The organism is Sedimentibacter sp. (genome assembly GCF_033447055.1).
Taxonomy (GTDB): Bacteria; Bacillota; Clostridia; order Tissierellales; family Sedimentibacteraceae; genus Sedimentibacter.
In genome coordinates this window covers 1-3,474 of record NZ_JAWQJF010000012.1, presented here as the reverse complement: position 1 = coordinate 3,474, position 3,474 = coordinate 1, and the positions used below count along the sequence as shown (strand labels likewise).

Sequence of the window (3,474 nt, the reverse complement as noted above, 5' to 3'; positions counted from 1 at the left end):
TTCGTCCTGAGCCAGGATCAAACTCTCGTTTAATATTCTTGCTCAAGATAACGCATAGCATTATCTATCTTTCATTACTTTTGTTTGTTTGTTCTTTTTTAGAACTCTCAAAGGTTTCTTATGCTGTTTTATTGTCTAGGTTCTTGCCGTCGTTTGAGACAGCTTTAATAGTTTATCATGTTCACTTTCGTTTGTCAAGAACTTTTTTTAAATTTCTTTTTCTTAACTCGCCGTCCTTAGGACAGCTTTGATAGTTTATCATGCTTGTTCCTCTTTGTCAAGAACTTTTTTCATTCATTTTTTCTTGACTTGCTGTTCTCTTGAACAGCTTTCACAGTCTACCACACCTTACATGTGTTGTCAACTTCCAATTTTTTCTTTATTTCTACTTTGATGTCACTTGAGACAACTTTGTTAGTTTATCATTACTGTATCTGTTTGTCAAGACTTTTTCTTGTATAATTGTACCTAATTTTTTTATATATAAAATGATACTAAAAGAGAGCAGTTAAACTGCTCTCTTTTAGTATGTTTATAGTAAAATCTAGTTATTCTAGTGGCTTCATTGTCGGGAATAATATAATATCCCTTATTGTCGGCTGATTTGTAATAAGCATTATTACTCTGTCAACTCCTATACCAAGACCGCCTGTTGGTGGAAGGCCTACTTCGATAGCATTAATGAAATCATTGTCCATCATGTGAGCTTCATCGTCCCCAGCTTCTTTTTGTTTTACTTGTTCCTCAAATCTTTCTCTTTGATCTATAGGATCATTTAACTCTGAAAATGCATTAGCTATTTCCCAAGTGTTGGCAAATGCTTCAAATCTGTCAGTAACTCTTGGATCTTCTACATTTCTTTTTGCAAGTGGAGATATTTCTACAGGATGATGAGTCACGAATGTAGGCTGTTCTAAATGTTCTTCACAATACGCCTCGAACAATTCACTTATTACATGTCCTCTTGTCATTAAAGGTTTTATTTCAATTCCTTTTTGTTTTGCAATAGCTATAGCATCTTCATCTGTATTTATTAAATCAAAATCAACGCCTGCATACTCTTTTACCATGTCTTGCATTTTCACTCTTCTCCAAGGAGGAGTAAAATCTATAACTTTATCTTGGAACTCAATTTTAGTTGTTCCTCTCGCTTTCATTGCAACATATGCTACAATATTTTCCGTTAACGTCATCATGTCATTGAAATCAGCATATGGTTTGTATATTTCTATTGCTGTATATTCAGGATTGTGATTTGCATCCATTCCTTCATTTCTAAACATCTTGCCCATTACATAAACACCATCACCTAAACCGCCTACGATCAATCTCTTTAAGAACAGTTCATTTGCAATACGCATGTACATATCTATATCCAAAGTATTGTGATGAGTAACAAATGGCCTTGCATTAGCTCCGCCTGCTATTGGACTGAGTATTGGTGTTTCAACCTCTAAATATCCTTCTCCGTCCAAATATTCTCTTATACCTCTGATTATTTTATTACGCATTAAAAATATATCTTTTATTTCCGGGTTGACTATTATGTCAACATATCTTTGTCTGTATCTTAAATCTGTGTCTTTAAGACCATGAAATTTTTCCGGAAGAGTTTGCAAGGATTTAGACAGAAGTTTAATCTCTTCAGCTCTTATAGAAATCTCACCCATTTTAGTCTTAAATATTTCGCCTTTTACGCCAATAATATCACCAATATCATAAGTTTTCAGCCAAGCGTATTCTTCTTCACCTATTGAATCCATTTTAACAAACATCTGAATTCTTCCGAGATGATCTTGAATATCATAAAATCCAACTTTACCTTGACCCCTTTTTGACATTATTCTGCCGGCAATAGAAACGAATTTTCCTTCCATTTCTTCATAATTCTCTTTAATGTATTGTGAATTAGAAGTTACATCATATTTAGAAATTTTATACGGATCTCTTCCTGATTCAACTAAATCTTTTAATTTTCCTACCCTTACCTGTCTTAAATCTCCTGAATTTTGTTGTTCACTCAATTTTAACACCACCTTATCATTTGCTAATATTTTTATTAATTAAACTGTTAATATTTCATATTTTATCATATCTCCAACTGGAGATGCAACCTCTATTATATCTCCAATCTTTTTGTCCAGCAGAGCTTTTCCCAGAGGGGAAACATTTGATATTCTGCCCTTGAAAGGATCTGCCTCAGCAGAACCTACTATAGTATACTCCATGGTTTCATCAAATTCCAAATCCTTTATTTGAACTGTTGAACCAATACTAACAATTCCTTTTTGTTTTGTCGCTTTTATAACTTTTGCACTCTTAACTATTTGTTCTAATTTTGCAATACGGCTTTCAACGTTTGCCTGTTCATTTTTTGCTTCATCATATTCGGCATTTTCGCTTATATCCCCAAAAGCTAAAGCTACCTTAATTTTTTCAGAAACTTCTTTCCTTCTTACAATCTTTAAATCTTCCAATTCTCTTTTTATTTCTTCCAATCCCTCTGCTGTAATCAAAGTCTCATTATTTCTCATAATATTGCTCCTTTTAATAATGTTGCTTATTACAATTAATGCATTTTACTGTACTTATTCTTTTATGCAAGCTCTAAGATGTATATTTTATTGTATTATAGATTTAATATAATATGATAATTAGATGACAATTCTTTTTTAATTAATCTAAATATTATAATAAAGTAACGTACTAATGTCAAGATTTTTGTTAATACATTTATGGGCAAACATTATTTTCTATATATTTATCCAAAACATAATACAATTCATCTGCTTTTGTTATTTTATTTATATAATTCCTTGTTTCTGAAGAGTTTTTCATACCCTTCATGTACCAGGCAGCAAATTTTCGCATTTCCAATATTGCAATTTTTTCATCCAATTCCTTTACAAGCATGGAAACATGTCTTTTTATCATTTCAATTTTAGCATTTATTGAAGGTTCATAAAAATCATTGTTGCCGTTTAATATATTAACAATATTCATTATAAGCCAAGGATTCCCCAGTATTCCTCTTCCAACCATGACAGCATCACAATTGGTGGTTTCTAACATATTATCAGCGTCATTAGGAGCATAAATATCTCCGTTTCCAACCACAGGAATGCTGACATTGTCTTTAACATTCTTTATTATATTGTAATCTGCTTTTCCTGTATAATATTGTTCTCTTGTTCTTCCGTGAACAGCAATCATATCTGCTCCGTTGAACTCTAAAATTTTAGCAAACTCGACCGCATTTATATTTTTAGAATCCCATCCTGCCCTAATTTTTGCTGTTACAGGTTTATTGGCTGCCTTTTTAACTTTATTTATAATTTGACCTGCCAATTCAGGTGTTTTCATAAGTGCGCTGCCATCACCATTTTTGACAATTTTAGGTGCAGGGCAGCCCATGTTTATATCTATAATGTCTATATCTTTTCTTTGATTTATGTAATTTTCTACAACAAATGA

General features: G+C 32.1%; 3 protein-coding genes. All 3 read right to left on the bottom strand.

The annotated features are described in order from the left end of the window. Positions 1–548: 548 nt before the first annotated feature. The gene (gene lysS, locus SA378_RS00995) at positions 549–2,033 is read right to left on the bottom strand and encodes a lysine--tRNA ligase (protein ID WP_318524132.1); all 1,485 of its coding nucleotides are present in this window, start codon (positions 2,031–2,033) and stop codon (positions 549–551) included. Between the two features lie 30 nt (positions 2,034–2,063). Continuing rightward, positions 2,064–2,537: a transcription elongation factor GreA gene (greA, locus tag SA378_RS00990; protein WP_412178656.1), complete on the bottom strand. Its 474-nt coding sequence runs from the start codon at positions 2,535–2,537 to the stop codon at positions 2,064–2,066. A 196-nt stretch (positions 2,538–2,733) separates the two neighbouring features. Continuing rightward, on the bottom strand, positions 2,734–3,474 hold a 741-nt coding region (locus SA378_RS00985; protein WP_318524130.1), incomplete at its 5' end, for a tRNA dihydrouridine synthase.